Source organism: Kineococcus halophytocola (assembly GCF_041276425.1).
Taxonomy (GTDB): Bacteria; Actinomycetota; Actinomycetes; order Actinomycetales; family Kineococcaceae; genus Kineococcus; species Kineococcus halophytocola.
The window spans coordinates 54,040-69,880 of the sequence record NZ_JBGFTU010000015.1 but is presented as its reverse complement, the minus strand read 5'-3'; the positions used below and the strand labels follow the sequence as shown (position 1 = coordinate 69,880).

Annotated in this window: 11 protein-coding genes; 5 read left to right on the top strand and 6 right to left on the bottom strand. The window is 72.8% G+C overall.

Features of this window, described 5'->3' with window-relative positions:
* Nucleotides 1-3: 3 nt before the first annotated feature.
* Nucleotides 4-1,041 (top strand): zinc-binding dehydrogenase, encoded by a 1,038-nt coding sequence (locus AB2L27_RS13800; protein WP_370442092.1) that lies wholly within the window; start codon nt 4-6, stop codon nt 1,039-1,041.
* 108 nt (nt 1,042-1,149) lie between these two features.
* Nucleotides 1,150-2,583 carry a DUF418 domain-containing protein gene (locus tag AB2L27_RS13795; RefSeq protein WP_370442053.1) on the top strand — a complete coding sequence of 478 codons (1,434 nt, stop codon included), beginning with the start codon at nt 1,150-1,152 and terminating at the stop codon, nt 2,581-2,583.
* Between the two features lie 57 nt (nt 2,584-2,640).
* Here the strand turns inward: AB2L27_RS13795 and AB2L27_RS13790 are convergent, their stop codons facing one another.
* The 3 genes from AB2L27_RS13790 to AB2L27_RS13780 all read right to left on the bottom strand — a co-directional run bounded on the left by AB2L27_RS13790 (nt 2,641) and on the right by AB2L27_RS13780 (nt 5,468).
* Complete coding sequence (locus AB2L27_RS13790; RefSeq protein WP_370442052.1) at nt 2,641-3,750, bottom strand: ATP-binding protein; 1,110 nt, start codon at nt 3,748-3,750, stop codon at nt 2,641-2,643.
* On the bottom strand, nt 3,726-4,352 hold the full coding sequence (locus AB2L27_RS13785) for an AlbA family DNA-binding domain-containing protein (RefSeq protein ID WP_370442051.1): 627 nt from the start codon (nt 4,350-4,352) through the stop codon (nt 3,726-3,728). The genes AB2L27_RS13790 and AB2L27_RS13785 overlap by 25 nt, the downstream gene beginning before the upstream one ends.
* A gap of 162 nt (nt 4,353-4,514) precedes the next feature.
* Nucleotides 4,515-5,468 (bottom strand): cell wall-binding repeat-containing protein, encoded by a 954-nt coding sequence (locus AB2L27_RS13780; protein WP_370442050.1) that lies wholly within the window; start codon nt 5,466-5,468, stop codon nt 4,515-4,517.
* Between the two features lie 378 nt (nt 5,469-5,846).
* Here AB2L27_RS13780 and AB2L27_RS13775 point away from each other — a divergent pair, with 378 nt between their 5' ends.
* A complete protein-coding gene (locus AB2L27_RS13775) occupies nt 5,847-7,205 on the top strand; it encodes a pyridoxal phosphate-dependent decarboxylase family protein (RefSeq protein ID WP_370442049.1) in 1,359 nt (452 codons plus the stop codon).
* A gap of 340 nt (nt 7,206-7,545) precedes the next feature.
* On the opposite strand, the gene AB2L27_RS13770 is transcribed toward AB2L27_RS13775, so the two are convergent.
* Both AB2L27_RS13770 and AB2L27_RS13765 read right to left on the bottom strand, forming a co-directional pair.
* Nucleotides 7,546-8,130: a helix-turn-helix domain-containing protein gene (locus tag AB2L27_RS13770; protein WP_370442048.1), complete on the bottom strand. Its 585-nt coding sequence runs from the start codon at nt 8,128-8,130 to the stop codon at nt 7,546-7,548.
* A gap of 830 nt (nt 8,131-8,960) precedes the next feature.
* The gene (locus AB2L27_RS13765) at nt 8,961-9,218 is read right to left on the bottom strand and encodes a hypothetical protein (protein ID WP_370442047.1); all 258 of its coding nucleotides are present in this window, start codon (nt 9,216-9,218) and stop codon (nt 8,961-8,963) included.
* Nucleotides 9,219-9,441: 223 nt separating this feature from the next.
* On the opposite strand from AB2L27_RS13765, the gene AB2L27_RS13760 reads away from it, so the two are divergent.
* The gene (locus AB2L27_RS13760) at nt 9,442-10,884 is read left to right on the top strand and encodes an amino acid permease (protein ID WP_370442046.1); all 1,443 of its coding nucleotides are present in this window, start codon (nt 9,442-9,444) and stop codon (nt 10,882-10,884) included.
* A 605-nt stretch (nt 10,885-11,489) separates the two neighbouring features.
* Here the strand turns inward: AB2L27_RS13760 and AB2L27_RS13755 are convergent.
* Nucleotides 11,490-13,277, bottom strand: coding sequence for a DUF5635 domain-containing protein (locus AB2L27_RS13755; RefSeq protein WP_370442045.1), 1,788 nt, complete (start codon nt 13,275-13,277; stop codon nt 11,490-11,492).
* 738 nt (nt 13,278-14,015) lie between these two features.
* On the opposite strand from AB2L27_RS13755, the gene AB2L27_RS13750 reads away from it, so the two are divergent.
* Nucleotides 14,016-15,530: an AAA family ATPase gene (locus AB2L27_RS13750; RefSeq protein WP_370442044.1), complete on the top strand. Its 1,515-nt coding sequence runs from the start codon at nt 14,016-14,018 to the stop codon at nt 15,528-15,530.
* The last annotated feature ends 311 nt before the right edge of the window (nt 15,531-15,841 follow it).

Sequence of the window (15,841 nt, the reverse complement as noted above, 5' to 3'; positions counted from 1 at the left end):
ACGATGCGCGCCCAGCGCCTGCACGTCCCGACGAGGACGATGAACGTCGAGGAGGTCCCCGTCCCCCAGCCGGGCCCCGGGGAGGTCCTGATCGACGTCGCCTACTGCGGGATCTGCCACTCCGACCTGGGCCTGCTCGACGGCAGTTTCACCGACCCCCGCGGACCGGAGACCATCACCCAGGGCCACGAGGCGTCCGGGACGATCGCCGCCCTCGGGCCCGGTGTCACCGGCTGGGCCGTCGGGGACCGCGTCGTCCCTGCCGCCGGGCGCCCCTGCCTGCGCTGCGATCGCTGCCGCCGCGGTGACCTCGTGAACTGCGACGACCTCATGCTCATGGCCTTCGCCTACGACGGCGCGTGGGCCGAGTACACGATCGCCCAGGCCGGCGGGCTGACCCGCGTGCCCGACGGGGTACCCCTGGACCAGGCCGCCCTGCTCGCCGACGCCGTCTCCACCCCCTTCGGCGCCGTCGTGCACACCGCCGCCGTCCGCCCCGGCGAGGCCGTCGGGGTGTGGGGCGTCGGCGGTGTCGGCACCCACCTCGTGCAGCTCGCCCGCCTCGTCGGCGCGGTCCCCGTCGTCGCCGTCGACCTCGACCCGGCCGTGCGCGAGCGCGCCCTCGCCGTCGGCGCCGACCTCGCCCTCGACCCGGCCGACCCGGACCTGCGCGGCAAGATCGCCGAGGCCACCGACGGGCACCTCCTCGACGTCGCGTTCGACGCCGTCGGGCTCAAGGCCACGTTCGAGCAGGGCCTGGCGATGCTCGCCCCCCGCGGTCGCGTCGTCGGCGTCGGACTGTCCGGGCAGGAGATCTCCCTCGGGACGTCGCTGGCGTTCAACCTGTCCCGCAAGCAGGCCCTGGGTCACCTCGGGTACCGCAACTCCGACATCGGGACCCTCGCGAAGCTGCTAGCGGCGGGGCGGCTGGACCTGTCGCGGTCGGTCAGCGCCGTCGTGCCGCTGGAGGACGTGCAGGAGGGCATCCGCCGACTGCACGAGCGGGACGGAAACCCCGTGCGGGTGCTCGTGCAGCCCTGACCGGCACCGCGACGCGGGTCGACCCCGCCGCACGGCGGGGGCCGAACGGGTCCCGCACCCCCCGGGCGGCGGACGCGGACCGGGTCCGCACGTCCGTAACGTCGTGGGGTGCTCGAGAGAACCGGCGCTGCGCCGACCCCTGACGCCGGCCCCGCGTCCCGGCCCGCCCCGCGCCCCGGTGCCTCGCGCCTGCACGGCCTCGACCTCGCCCGGGGCCTGGCCGTGCTGGGGATGTTCGCCGCCCACACGGCCATGCCCCCGGACCTCACCCTCGCCGACCCCACCACGTGGGCCGGTGTCGTCAACGGGCGCTCGGCGATCCTGTTCGCCACCCTGGCCGGGGTCTCCCTCGCCCTGATGAGCGGGCGCACCACCCCGCCGCGGGGAGCAGGACTGGCCACGGCCCGCCGGCGCGTCCTGGTCCGCGCCGCGTGCCTGCTCGTCCTGGGCGGTCTCGTGCAGTTCCTCGTGACGGGCGTCGCGGTGATCCTGGAGTTCTACGCCCTCCTCCTGGCCGCCTCGGTGGTGGTGCTGCACTGGCGGGCGCGGCGGTTGTTCCTGCTCGCCGCGGGTCTGGCCGTGCTCACGCCCCCGGTGCGCGCGGCGCTGGTGGGCCTGGAGTCGGCCGGGTTGCTGGGCAGCGGCGGGGTGCTCGGTCAGCTCACCGTGTCCGGGACCTACCCGGCACTGGTGTGGTCGGCGTTCGTCGTCGCCGGTCTCGGCGTGGGCCGGCTGGACCTGACCCGCGCCCGGGTGGGGGCGGGACTGGCGGTGAGCGGTGTCCTGCTCGCGGTGGCCGGGTACGGCGGTTCGTGGCTCATCGCCCCCGTCGCGGGGACACCGGGTCCCGACGGGCCCGGCCTCCCCGGCTCGGCCCCCTACGAGTCGAGCCTGTACCTCGACCCCGGGGACGGGTCCACACAACTCCCCGGGAGTTCCCCCACCGAGGTGCCCGGAGCCGAGGCCGACCTGGACGGCATGGTCTGTTCCGGTGCACCGTCGATCGGCTGGTCCTGCTACGACCCGCTCCCCGGCCCCGCAGCGGACGAGGACGTCGCCGACGTAGCGCCCGAGAAGGCGCCCGAGAACCTGTGGGCCGCGAACTGGGCGGCGGTGCGCAGCAGCCTGGACCTGTGGACGTTCACCACCAGTTCCCCGCACAGCAGCACGACGTTCGAGGTCGTGGGGTCCGGGGGCGTGGCCCTCACGGTGATCGCCGCCTGCCTGGGCCTGGTCCGGTTGCTCGGCCGGCTGCGCTGGCTCGTGCGTCCCCTGACGGCCGTGGGGTCGATGCCGCTCACCGCGTACTGCGGGCACCTCCTCGCCCTCGCCGTCGTCGGGGTCGTGGGCACCGGGGAGGAGTTCGCCGCCTTCGAGGAATCGTCCTTCGGCACCGGCGTCTCGTGGACGCAGTGGTACCTGTTCGCCGCCGTCACGCTGGTGCTGTGCACCGTGTGGGCGCGGGTGCTGGGGCGGGGACCGCTGGAGCGCCTCGTGGCGTGGGTGGTCCGCCGTGCCGTCGCCGAGCGGCCGGTGGCCTGAGCGGCCCCGGAACCCGCTGCGCACCGGGGTGGGTCGGGCCCGGGTGGTCGTCGCGGTTCACCGGGACGGGTCAGAACCCCTCGTCGGGACGTAGAAGAAACCCGCGCCGCGCCGCACGGCCCGCCCGGGCGCGAGGACCCCGTCGGCCTCGAGGTCCTTGAGCACCCGCTGGAGGTTGGTCGGGTGGGCGCCCACGATCCCGGACAGCTCGCTCGAACCGATGCGTCCGCGGTGCTCGGCCCAGGAACGGGCGACGGCCGAGCGGGTGGGGTGACGGCGCTTCGGGGCACCGGCGCGCTGGTCGCGGTCGGCCAGGACCGCGAGCGCGTCGGTGGTGACCGTCCAGGCCGGCGGGGCGTCGGCGGGGGTCCCCTCCACGCGCCCCACGAGGACGGCGCCACCCACACGCACGGTTTCCAACTGCAGCAGCACGTCCTCGGCTTCGGCCGCGGACCGTTGGATGAGCGGGGCCGTGCTCCTGGCACCGGTCCACCAGTGCTCGAGGAGGTGACGCAGGACCAGCAGGGTGTTCAGGTCGTCGGCGGTGCGGGCGGGGTCCATCCTCGCCAGGAACGTCATCCGCCCCTCGTCCAGGCGCGTGCCCAGGAGGACGGCACGGACGAGAGGACCGGCGACCTCCTCGATCGAGGGGGCGGGGTAGCCCAGGCGCACCATGTCCCCGACCATCCGGTCGACGCCGATCCCCTCCAGTTCGGCCACCCGCAGGCGCATGAGCAGGTCGACCAGCGCGCGGTTCCGCGGCTGTGAGGGGTGGGTGATGGTGTTGCTGCTGGTGACCCCACCGATGAAACCGCCCGGTGAGGTGACGACGAGGCGGGACCCGATGTGCTCGACGTGCACGGGGTCGGCGGTCGACCAGTCGCGGTGCGCCGCACCGTTGACCAACGCCTCTCGGGCCGCTCGTGGCGGTAGGGCCCTGACCTGGCGGCTCACGAGCCCCATCGGCAGGTGGCGGACCGGGTTCGCCGCCTCGATCGCCCGGTCGACCTCGTGGAGTTCTTCGAGCAGACCCCGGCCCGCCTCCCGGATGCGCTGCAAGCTGCCCCCGCCGGTCACCTCCCGCCGGACGTGGTCGACGCCGGCCACGTCCCGGCCGACGAAGGCGATGACCCCCGCGTTCGTCAGGGTGCCGTCCGGGGTGACCACCCCAGGCGACGCAGCAGGTCCCCGTCGGTGGCCGTCGCGAGGTCGAGCCCCTTCTCCTCTCCGGCGGCGAGGAGGACGTCCCGGGCTCGCTGCAGGGCGGTGCTGCGGGCCGCGGTGACCGGCACCCCGGAGTCCTGCGCCGACCAGTCCCACCCGTTGCGGCGTCGGCGCAGGTCCTCCCACCGCGTGGCGTCGACCTCGACGCAGCTGTCTCCGACCCTGTGGTGGTACTCGTGCTCGAAGGGGATCGGGTGAACGGCCTCGGGGCTGCGCACGAGCAGCAGGCGGACCCCGCGGCAGGTGACGGGGGTGACGTCCACCGTCAGCCGCCGGTCGGTGAGGTCGTGGATCCGGCGCCGCAGCCACTGCTCGTCGAGCTCGGTGCCGATGAGGGTCCCGTCGTCGGCGACCCCCACGATGAGGGCGCCTCCGCCGGGGGTGTTGGCCATGCACGTCGCCTCCGCCGCCAGGACCCGTGCCGCCGTCGCGTTCTCCGGCGTCCCCGGGAGGATGCTGCGCCCCTGGCGCCGCCCGGCCTCCTCCTCGAGGTCGACGTGCAGCGACTCCAGACCGTGGACGGGGCCGGACGCCCGGTCCAGCACGTCCAGGACGCGGCGGACCTCGTCGGCGACCGGGTCGGGACCGCAGGAAAGTGTCGTCGTGGCCTCTCCACCCGCGCGATCACACTTTTCCGCCCATGAAGGGTGACTGCGGTGGTCGTGGCGCCACCGGCACACTTTCCGGCGCGGGGAGCCGACGCGGGGTCAGTTCGGCTGCGCCGCCCCCACGAAGTAGCGGTCGGCCGGCTGCCGCCGGTCCAGCTCAGCGCGCGTCGCGGCGGGCGTCGTCGTGCGCTGCGTCAGCAGCAGCGGCGCCCCGGTCGCGGCGGCGAAGGGGCCCGCGGCGAGGGCGTCGGGGAAGTCGTCGCCCACGGCCAGCACGACGTGCGTGCTCGTGGGGAAGAACCGGCGACCCACCGCGACCGAGGTCGCGTAGCGGTCCGGGCCGGCGAGTCGCTCGAACGTCGCGTCTTGGAACCCCAGGGCCCTGACCTGGTCGAGGACGGCGCCCGAGACGGCGTTCTCGTCGCCGAGGACGACGAAGCGGCTCGGCCGCAGCGGCAGGACGTCGTCGGTGAGCGCGGAGCGGACCGGGTCGGGCAGGCCGTCGGGACGCACGAGCAGCACGGGGGCGCCGATGCTCCCGGCCGCCGCCGCCCCGGACAGGGCGTCGGGGAAGTTCTCCCCCGTGGCGAGGAAGACGGTGTCGGGGTCGTCGAACAGGATCTGCGCGGCGACGGCCGAGGTGTCGTAGCGGTCCTCCCCGGCGAACCGCAGGACGGTGTGGCCCAGCCGTTCCAGGGTCGTCTGGACCTCGGTGCTGACCGAGGGGGTGCCGCCGACGACGTAGACGGCGGCGGAACGGCGGGCCGCGAGCTCGTCGAGGGTCGACGGCGGCAGCGCGTACCGGCCGGTGAGCAGGACCCGGCTCTGGTCGGCGCCCGCGGCCGCCGCGGCGGCGAGGGCGTCGGGGAAGTTCTCCCCCGTGGCCAGGAAGACGGGCGCGTACCGCGACCCCTCGAAGGCCCGGGAGACGGCCACGGCCGTCTCGTACCGGTCGGCCCCGGCCAGGCGCCCGTCCACGGCCTGGGCGGCCGGGGCGGTGGCCAGGGCCAGGACGGTGGACGCGGCGAGGGCGGTGATCAGGCGGCGGTGCACGTGGTCTCCTCGGGTCGGGCGGCGGGTTGCAGCCTGGCACCCTCCTGTGGATCCGGCGAGGAGAACGGGGTGAGCCCGCCGGGCGGGTCCGCCCGACGGTGGCCCGGTTCGGCGCTGACCCGTTCCCCCCGAGGGTTGTCATCAAAGTATCCGGGACGTATCTTAAAGAGAACGAACCGGTGCGAGGCAGGGACCTCCCCGGGAGGGTCCCCGACCCGGCCGCGGAGCGGAGGAGCAGCGTGTGGGCGTCGTCGTCGCCGCAGGTCCGCCGACCGACGTCGGACGAGGGCCGGCGCGGCGCGGGTGCCGCGCCGGCCGCCCGCAGGTACCGGCCGGGAGCCGTCCCGGCCGTGAAGGTGCGATGGGAAGGAAAGCGCTATGCGCGCACAGGACGTCCGGCTCGAACCCCAGCTCATCGAGCGGCTGCGCGAACGCAGTACCGAGTTGATCCGTCACGCGGACCTGTGGACCGGTGAAGTCGTCGCCGCACCCGCCGAACGGGCCGCGCTGGAGCGTCTGGCCGACCGCCTGGCCAACACCTACCCGTACGGCGACGCGCGCTACGTCGGACAGATCCTCAAACCACCGCACCCCGTGGCCTGGGCCGCCTACGCCACCACGATGCTGCTGAACCCCAACAACCACGCCCTCGACGGTGGGCCCGCCACGGCCGCTCTGGAGAAGGAAGCCGTGGCTCAGGTCGCCGAGATGTTCGGCTACCCCGCCCACCTGGGGCACCTGACGTCCTCGGGCACCCTGGCCAACCTCGAGGCCCTGTGGATCGCCCGGGAACTGCACCCCGGCAAGGTCGTCCTGTCCAGCGAGGCGGCGCACTACACGCACTCGCGCATGTGCGCCATCATCGGCGCCCCGCACGAGAAGGTCGCCCAGGACGCCTTCGGTCGCCTCGACGTCGTCGCCCTGGAGGACCGACTGGTCCGCGGTGACGTCGGCACCGTCGTGGCGACGCTGGGCACCACCGGCATGGGGGCCCTGGACCCCGTCCACCTCATCGCCGACCTGTGTGAGAAGTACGGCGTCCGGCTGCACGTCGACGGTGCCTACGGTGGCTTCCACACGCTGCTGGCCGCCGACCCGGCCCTCGTCGATCCCGCCCCGTTCCGCGCCCTGCCACGTGCGGACTCGATCGTCGTCGACCCGCACAAGCACGGCCTGCAGCCCTACGGCTGCGGCTGCGTGGTGTTCCGCGACCCCTCGGTCGGGCAGCTGTACTCCCACGACTCGCCCTACACCTACTTCACCTCCGACGACCTGCACCTGGGCGAGATCAGCATCGAGTGCTCGCGCGCCGGCGCGTCGGCCGCCGCGTTCTGGACGACGCTGCAGGCTCTGCCGCTGACCCGGTCCGGCCTCGGTGCCGGCCTGGCCGAACAGCGCGAGGCGACGCTGCGGATCACCGCGAGCCTGCGTGCCTCCACGGTCCTCGACGTCGCCGTCACCCCTGATCTCGACATCGTGTGCCCCTTCCCGCGGGCCGCAACCACCTCGGAGGTGAGCCGGCTCTCCCAGGCGGTCTTCGACGCAGCGGCCCAGGAGGGGTGGCACCTGGCCGAACTGCGGGTCTCCAGCCGATGGCTGGCCCGTCAGCACCCGGACCTGACGGTCGACTCCGAGGACACGGTCATCCTGCGCTGCTGCGTCATGAAACCCGAACACGCCCAGGTCGCCGACGCGTTCGTCGCCACCCTGGAACGCGCCGCGTCATCCGCGGTGTGAGCTCCGCGGTGCGGGTCGGCGCGACGTCCCCCTGACCGGACGGGATCGTTCGGGCTGTCCCGCACCGCCCTCGTGGTCCTGGCCGCGCCCACCGCGGCCGACGCACCGGTGGCGCGACGGCACGTCTGGTGGATGACGGCGGCGTGGCGGTGGACAGGGCTTCGGGCGAGCCGGATCGGCTGCACAGCAGATCGACCCGTCGGTGACCAGTCCGGCCGGTCCAGCCCGCGTGGCGGGCTCGCACCGGCCCCCTCCTCTTCCGACAGCGGGAGCCGTCTGCGCGGTGGAACGCGCAGACGTGGCCGGCCGCCCCGGTCGAGGACGATCGTCGGGGTTTCTCCTACCCGCTGAGGGCACCGGCGAGCAGTCGGGGAAACGTGTGGACGATCCACACCCGGGCCGGCTCGTCACCGATGGTCCTCCAGACGTGCGGGCGGTCCACCGGGTAGCTGGCGTAGTCACCCGGCTCGAGCTTCACCTCTTCCCCCACGGGCCCCACCACGATCGACCCGCTGCGCAGCATGACGTGCTCACGCGTACCTTGACCGTGCGAGACCGAGGTCTTGGAGATGCCGGGGTAGAAGCTCTGGTCGTGGATCTCGATGATCCCCGCCGGCAGCAGGCGACTGGTGACGATGAAACCTCGAGACTCGTCGTCGGTGACGTCCTGCCCCTCACCGGCGCGCACCAGTTCGACGAGCGGCTCGGTGGGTAGGGCGATCAACTGCTCGATCGTGATCGACAGGCTCTCGGCGATGGCCGCGAGCGTGTCCAGGGTCGGGTTGGTGCGCCCGCGCTCCACCTTGTAGAGGGTCGCCTTGGCCACCCCTGACCGTTCGGCGAGCTGGGACAGGGACAGTCCCTCGACCTCGCGAAAGCGTTGGAGGTTGTTCGCCACTGCCCTGGCGCGATCCACCGTGGTCATCCCCTCCTCGACGTCGGGTGCACGCCGGATCGTTCGACGGCCTCCGTCGACCGGGTGGCACGGGGTCACGTCGTCGCACCCATCATGGACCACGAAGTCCCGGGACCGTGGGACCCGTTGGCGGAGAGGTCGACGATCTGCCCGTGGACGACGTCGAGGCAACTGGCGCAATCTCTCGACAACCACCCGATCGTGTCGCACAATGAACACGCCGTCTACCGAAGGAGACGGCCTTGGACCCTCTCAACGTCGTGATCGGGGACTGGAACAGTGCGTCCACACAGTGCCGGAGGCGGCCCCGCGGCCGAGACCCCCTCCACCGTGCGGGCCGGCCGGACAAGCCGGTCGATGTCTTCACGACGTTCGACGTCGGTCTGGGCACCGGAGCCGGACGATCGTCCGACCCGGTGCTGCGGACCGAGCAGCGCGAGCCGTGGGAGCAGGACCACGGTCCACCTCGCTCCTGAGAGGTTCGGGGTGGCTCAGCCCGTCCGGCCGCCCGCTCTCGGCGGGGACCCGACGTTCCGGCGGTGCCGGGAGGCCGGCGGAGTCACGGCGGGCGACCACGGTGCGCGGCACCCCCTCGGCTGGTGCGCGAACCGTCGTCGGCGTGCACGGCCCGGGAGCGATGGACGGGACCCGCCGGGGGGGGTGGGCACCGTCGGCCCTCCGGAGGGGTTGCGGAGTGGAACCCGGACACCACCCGCATCACCGCCCGGAGCCTCGTGGTCGTCGAGTCCACCACCCCGTTCGACGAGCAGCGCGCGAACGTCGACCCAGCGGTCGCCGATCCGGTGCACCAGCCGCTCGGCCGCACGGGCTGGCCGCGCTCAGCTGTCAGCGGGAGAACTCCCCTCGGCCACGGCCACCGCCTCGTGCATCCACGACGGTCGCCGGTCCACCAGACGGGTCTCCGGGACGATCTGCGTGGAGGAGCGCCCCGCACCAGGCGTCTGCGACATGGCGTCGAGGATGCGCTGGAGATCCCGGGTCGAACGTGCCGCCGCCCACGCGCCCAGCCGTCCGCTCGATTCGCTGACTCCGATCCCCGGGTCCTCCGTGAGGATTTCGGCGATCTGCGCGTCCAAGCGATCCACCCCGCGAGACCAGCAACATGTTCGGTCGCGTCCCGCGACGAGATAGCTACTCGCACAACCCGTCAGACGGGAACTGTGCGCGTTGACCGCGCCGAACTCGACCTCTAACCTCGCCGCACACCGGTGGCGTCACGTTCCCGCAGCGATGCGAGCAGGATTCGCGGTGTACCCACCGACCCCCGAAAGTCACCGACGACACAGGACGGGTGAACAGATGACGAGACAGGACGTGGCCTCGAAAGAGCCGGGAACGCCCGACCTGCAACGGGTTCTGACCCGTGGGCAGATGTCCATGATGGCGCTGGGCAGCGCGATCGGCGCAGGGCTGTTCGTGGGCTCGGGCCAATCGATCGCCACGGCCGGCCCCGCGGTGCTCGTCTCGTACGCGGTCGCCGGTCTGCTCGCGGTCCTGGTGATGGGAATGCTCGCCGAGATGGCGGCGGCCGAGCCGGCCAGCGGAGCGTTCTCCGTCTTCACCGAGAGAGCCCTGGGGCAGATCCCTGGGGCGACCATCGGTTGGCTCTACTGGGTGCAGTTGATCGTGGTGGTCGCGGCCGAGGCGACAGGCGCCGCATCGATCACGACCGCGCTGGTCCCGGGCGTCCCGCAATGGGTGTGGGTGCTGGTCTTCGTGGCCGGCGTGTCCGTGCTGAACCTCCTCGACGTCCGAGGCTTCGGACGTTTCGAGTTCTGGCTCGCCATCGTCAAGGTCGCCGCGATCGTCGCCTTCCTCGTCGTCGGCGTCCTCATCCTGTGCGGGGTCTTCCCGAGCGTGCCGTCCCCCGGTCTGCGCCACCTGGTCTCGGCCGGCGGATTCGCACCCGCCGGTATCGGCGGGATCTCGGCGGCGATCCTCGTGGTCGTCTTCGCCTTCGGGGGTATCGAGATCGTGGCCATCGCCGCAGCGGAGTCCGACGACCCGGCGCAGAACGTCCGCCGTGCGGTCACGAGCGTCTTGTGGCGCATCCTCGTCTTCTACATCGGGAGCATCGCCCTCATCGTCGCGGTCCTGCCCTGGAACGATCCTGCCGTCGCCGCCGGGCCGTTCGCCGCGGTGCTGAACCTCGTCGGCCTGCCCGGAGCGGACACCGTCTTGTCCATCGTCATCGTGCTCGCGCTGTTGTCCGCGTTGAACGCAACCCTCTACGGCGCTTCGCGGATGATCTTCTCGCTGGGCGAACGCGGCTACGCACCGCGGTCGGTCAACCGCATCGGGGCCAACGGGACACCGCGTGTGGCGGTGCTGGCGTCGGTCAGTTTCGGTTTCGTCACGGTTCTCCTCAACTTCGCCTTTCCGGGGTCGGTGCTTCCTGCACTGCTCAACGTCGTCGGATCGACGCTCCTCGTCACCTGGGGCGCGATCGCGGTGTCCCAGATCGTGCTCCGTCGCCGAGCCGACCGGGCCGGAACCCCGTCGCCGGCGCGGTTGCCCGGTTTCCCGGTCGTCTCGATCCTCGCGCTCGTCCTGATCGCGGGGATCGTCGCGCTGACGATGGGAGACGCAGGAGCGCGGGTGCAGCTGCTGGAGACGTTGGCCCTGACCCTGGTGCTGGTCATCGTCCTGCGCCTGTTCGTCCCACGCCGAGCACCGCGACCCGACGACTCGACCGGTGCCGCCGAGACGACGACCCTCGCCGGCGAATCTCCTCGGTCGTGAGGACCAGGTCGCGCCGGTCGGCGCCGACCGGTGTGACCGTTCGCGGTGCGACCACGGCCAGGTACGGTCACGACCAGGTACGGCCACGACCAGACGTCCGCTCCCCCCGGGGAGCGAGCACGAGCGGTACCTGCCGGCGGTGCTTCTCGGACGTGGTCGCCGTCCTGGCTCATCGGGGAACGGCAGCCGTCCCGTCGCGGTTCCCTCCCCCTGGGAGCCGGACCGCAGCAGACTCCGGTCGGCTCCTCCCCGTTCCGGTCCTTCGATGACATCGCTCCCGACCGGTGGGGCCGTCGCCTCGTCGGGCGTGCCGAGCGCCGCCGCGCGGACGACGACGGTTTCGACGGCCCGCCGGTCGACGGAGCCGACCCTCCTGCTGGGGGTTCGCGACGACCTCCGGCAAGGAGCCCTGCGGGCACTGCTGCTCGCAGGGAACCCACTCCGCGGGAAACGCGCGATCGACGTGCTCGCGGAGGTGCCGACCGCCACCGGCACGTGGCGGACAGCGGCTCGTTCCCACGCTCTGCGGGAGGCGGAGGTGCGACGGACGGCGCCGGCTCCCGACCACGACCAGGTGGAGGCGGCGCGGGAGGTCCGGTACGGGCTCAGCTCTCCGGCACCGGCTCCCCCTCGACGTCACCCGCCGCGACGGCGACGAAGTGCGCGGCACGACCGCGGCCGGGCCCCCGGCGCACGGTGTCCGACGCGTCGGCCAGGACCGACAGGGACTTCGACGCGTTGGCCTGCCACGTGCCGGTCAACCTGGCCACGTCCCCGGAGGTGACCCGGTCGTGGGCACCCAACCACTCGTGGGCCACACGGCGCACGGTGTCCAGCCCGCTGCGGCGGTACCACAGGACGTCTCCGTTCTCCGCGTGCCCGAAGCGGCCGGCGCGGACCACCTCGAGGAGCCCGTCGGCCAGGACGGTGGTGTCCCGGAAACCCTGGAAGACGGGGAGGTCGCCGACCCTGCACTCCGTGACGACCTGCAGCGTCACCCGCGCGGCGTCCACCGACTGCTGCAGCACGGCCGCGGCGCGCTCGAGCGTCAGGAACGGGTGCCGCAGGAGCGCGTCCAGCAGGACGGCCACCCGGACGTCCCGGCGCCGGACCAGCGGTTCGACGGCGGCGAGCACCTCCGGCAGGACCGGGACGAGCGGTTTCCCGGGCAACGTCGTCCGCACGGCAGGACCAGGCCGTTCCTCCAGGACGGGAGCGTGGTGCCCCCCGGCCAGCATCGTCTGGTACATCCGCGGCACACCGACCCCCTGCCGGTCCACCAGGCGCAGCGCCTGGAACAGATCGGCGAGGGCCGGGTAGCGCGGGTGCCGGGTCGTCAACGCGTTGGTCGGGTTCACCCCGCCGGTGAAACCGCCGGGACTGGTGACTTCCAGGGTGTCGTCCGCGTCGATCCACCGGACCGTGGTCGCGCCTGCGTGGAACCAGTCACGATGCGTCAACCCGTTGAGAACCGCTTCTCGCACCGCGCGCGGGGGCAGAGCTCTGCGGGCCTCTTCCACCAGACCTCGGCTCACGGGCCGGACGTCGTTCATGGCGTCCAGGCGCGCCTCGACCTCGCGGAGACCTTCCAGGAGACTCGATCCGGGGACGGGTACGTGGGCAGCGGTCACATCGCCACCGGCGACGTCCAGCCGGGACAGTTCCAGGCAGGCGCGGGGCTGGGGACACAGGACGACGACCCCCGCCTGGCTGAGCGAACCGTCGGGGCGCAGGACACCGATCCGCGTCAGCAGCGCTTCACCGTCGAGGTCCGCCGCTTCCGTGTCGCCGCCTTCCACGAGGTAGGCGCGCACAGCCGTCAGGGCCGACTCCCTGACGTCGGCGAGGCGGCGGGACGTGACCGCTGCCATCGGGTCGACCCCGATGCGCGCGGCGCGTCGGGTCCACCACTCGGCCCGGTCCACGGTGACGCAACGGTCTCCGACCCGCCAGCGCAGGCGGTGGTCGCTGTCCTCCACCGGTCCGTCGGCCTCGCCGACGAGCAGCAGGAGCACCCGCACCCCCCGCACGGAGCGTTCCTCGACCACGGGGGCGACACCGGTCAGCACATGCAGGCGTTGACGCAGGAAGTCCGCGTCCAGGGCGGTCCCGAGCAGGTCGTGGGTCTTGTCGTCGACCCCCAGCACCACGGCACCCCCACCCGGGGTGTTGGCGAAGCAACGGACCTCGGCGGCCAGGTGCTTCTCCGCCTGGGGGTTCCTCGCCTGCCCGGGTTGCACGTCACCGTGCTCGTCGCGCCGCCCGGCCTCCTCCTTCAGGTCGACCGCCTGCGACTCCCACTGCGGGGGCGCCTCCCCCCGCGCGAGGGCTGTCAGGACTGCTTCGGCGTGCTCCCGCGTGCGACGTCGAGCCTCCACCGGGTCGGGAATCATCGCCGTCACCTCGACCTGCCCTTCGACCTATAAGATTGCCGACAAGCCAATCTTATACTTCGTACCCGTGGATGCGGCCCTCACGAAGCTTGGTCAGCACGACGCCGGTCATGGCGATCGGCGCCCCCGTCACCCGGCCCCCGAGGAGGCGTTCCGTGCACCCCGCCGCCACCACGGCGGGAGGACCGATCGGGATCGTTGCCCACCAGCCGACGCCCCCGGTCGTCACCGATCTGCAGCCACCGCAGGTGGCGTGATCGAAGTGGAGGCGCCGATCGCGTCGTCGGCGGGGAGGACCGGGGACGTCCACCCGCCCACGCTGAACGTGGTCTCGTCCCTGAGCATCACGACCTCCGGGCCCACCGGGTTCGGCAGCGTGACGTAGACGGCGCCCCCTCACGAGTGACCTCCCGCCCGGCGACCACCGTGAGCGCAGCCTCCCGCTCGCCGTGCACAGATGCGTGCCGCGCGCTTGGCGACAACCCCGGCCAGCAGCAGCACCCCCACCGCCGCCGACAGGCTGCGGTGCACGAAGAGCACGGGGACCCAGGAGTGGTTGCTCAGCACGTAGCACCAGGCCGGGACCACGAGGGCTGGCGGGGCGATCGCCGCGATCGCAACGACGGGTCGGGCGGCCCCTGGAGCGGGGGATCAGCCCGTTGCTCCAAGGACGAAACGGAGGCTACGCTCCAATTGTAAAGCGATTTACTGTAAATGCGTTTACACCACGGAGGTCGCGTGTCACTGCCCCGCCCCGACGACTTGTTCGACCGGGTGCCGCAGTGGGAGGCGCTCTCCACCCTCGTCGGCCCGCCGCGACACCGGACCGGGCTGCGCCTCGGCATCGTCTCCGGCCGTCGTCGGCACGGCAAGAGCTACCTCCTGCGCCGCCTGGTCGCCGCCACCGACGGGCTCTACCACCAGGCCCGCGAACTGGACAAGGCCCCTGCGCTCGACGTCTTCGCCCGGGACGTGGCCGACCACCTCGGCTACGACCCCGCCGCCGTGCGGTTCGACTCCTGGGAGACGGCCCTCCGGGTGGCCCTGGGCCTGTCGCGCCCCGACGCACGAAGACGCCGGCGCCCGGGCGCCGACGTCCTCGTCATCGACGAACTCCCCTACCTCCTGGCCCACTCCCCCGAGATCCCCTCCGTGCTGCAACTCCTGCACGACGAGGTCGCCGACGACCCGCAGGCCCCGACCCCCACCGTCATCGTCTGCGGGTCGGCGCTGTCGGTGATGAACACCCTGCTCACCGGTTCCCAGCCGCTGCGCGGGCGCGCACAGCTGGAGCTGACGACCCCACCGTTCGACTTCCGGGACTCTCGCGCCTACTGGGGGATCGAGGACCCGCAGGTCGCCTTCGAACTCGACGCCGTCCTCGGTGGCACTCCCGGGTACCGCGCCCTGGTGACCGAACCACCGCCACCGCACCTCGACGACTGGGTGGCCTGGCTGGGCCGCACGGTGCTGAACCCGGCGTCGGCCCTGTTCAACGAGAAGTCGTTCCTCCTGCGCGAGGACCCGCGCAACCTCGACCGCAACCCCTACACCTCGATCGTGCAGGCGGTAGCCGACGGACGCCGTTCGCCCACCGCGATCGGTGCTGCTGTGAGCCGGGACCTCAACACGCTGCGGCACCCGCTGACCGTCCTGGAGAACGCGGGGTTCCTCGTCCGCACCGACGACGTCCTCACGGCCCGACGCCCGTCCTTCTTCCTCGCCGACCCCATCGTGCGTTTCACCCAGGTCGTCGTCGAACCCCACCGCGCCCTCCTGGAGGAGGGAGACACCACGACAGCCTGGGCCGCCGCCGCTCCCGGGTACTCGGCACAGGTGCTCGGGCCCCACTTCGAGCACCTGGCCCGGACGTGGACGGCCCGGTACTCCGCAGACCGTTGGGGCACACCGGTCGGGGAGGTCGGCCCTGCGGTCCTGAACGACCCCGCCGGGCGGACCCGGCACGAGATCGATGTCCTCGCCCTCGCCCGCGGACACCGGCGCCACGACCCGAACGCGCCCGTCATCGTCCTGGGAGAGGCGACGTCGACCCGGCGGCCCCGCACGAGCGCCGACCTGGACCGCCTGGACGCCCTGCGCGGTCTGCTGGCCCGGTCAGGTCGGAACGTCGAGCGGACGCAGCTGGCCCTGTTCAGCCGGGCCGGTTTCGAGGTCAACCTGGTGCAGGCATCGGCGCACCGCGCGGACGTCCACCTGATCGACCTGACCGAGTTGTACGACGGCAGGTCGTGAACCACCGCTGAGCCGGTGCACGTCCTGGCGCCGATCATCGACCGTGCTCGCCTGCACCCGCAGTCGACGGTGGACGTGTTCGACCGGGGGGGACGCGCAGTGGTCGATCGACAGAACCACCAGCCTTCCCCCCCACCACGGCACCTGCTGCGCCAAGGCCGTCGACAGGACCTGCGCGGTGCGGGCGGGGAGCGTGCCGGGTTCGACGAGCAGGACGGGACCTTCGCGCGGAGGACGACCGGGGAGGCGGTGAGGGCGTCGGCGGCGACCGCGGACCCGTACAGGTCGCCACGGACGAGGGCCGCCGTGCC

Excerpts from the sequence above, each read along its gene's own strand:
- AB2L27_RS13800 (WP_370442092.1), top strand. The coding sequence starts at position 4 with ATGCGCGCCCAGCGCCTGCACGTCCCGACGAGGACGATGAACGTCGAG.
- AB2L27_RS13775 (WP_370442049.1), top strand. The coding sequence starts at position 5,847 with ATGCGCGCACAGGACGTCCGGCTCGAACCCCAGCTCATCGAGCGGCTG.
- AB2L27_RS13770 (WP_370442048.1), bottom strand. The coding sequence starts at position 8,130 with ATGACCACGGTGGATCGCGCCAGGGCAGTGGCGAACAACCTCCAACGC.
- AB2L27_RS13760 (WP_370442046.1), top strand. The coding sequence starts at position 9,442 with ATGACGAGACAGGACGTGGCCTCGAAAGAGCCGGGAACGCCCGACCTG.
- AB2L27_RS13755 (WP_370442045.1), bottom strand. The coding sequence starts at position 13,277 with ATGATTCCCGACCCGGTGGAGGCTCGACGTCGCACGCGGGAGCACGCC.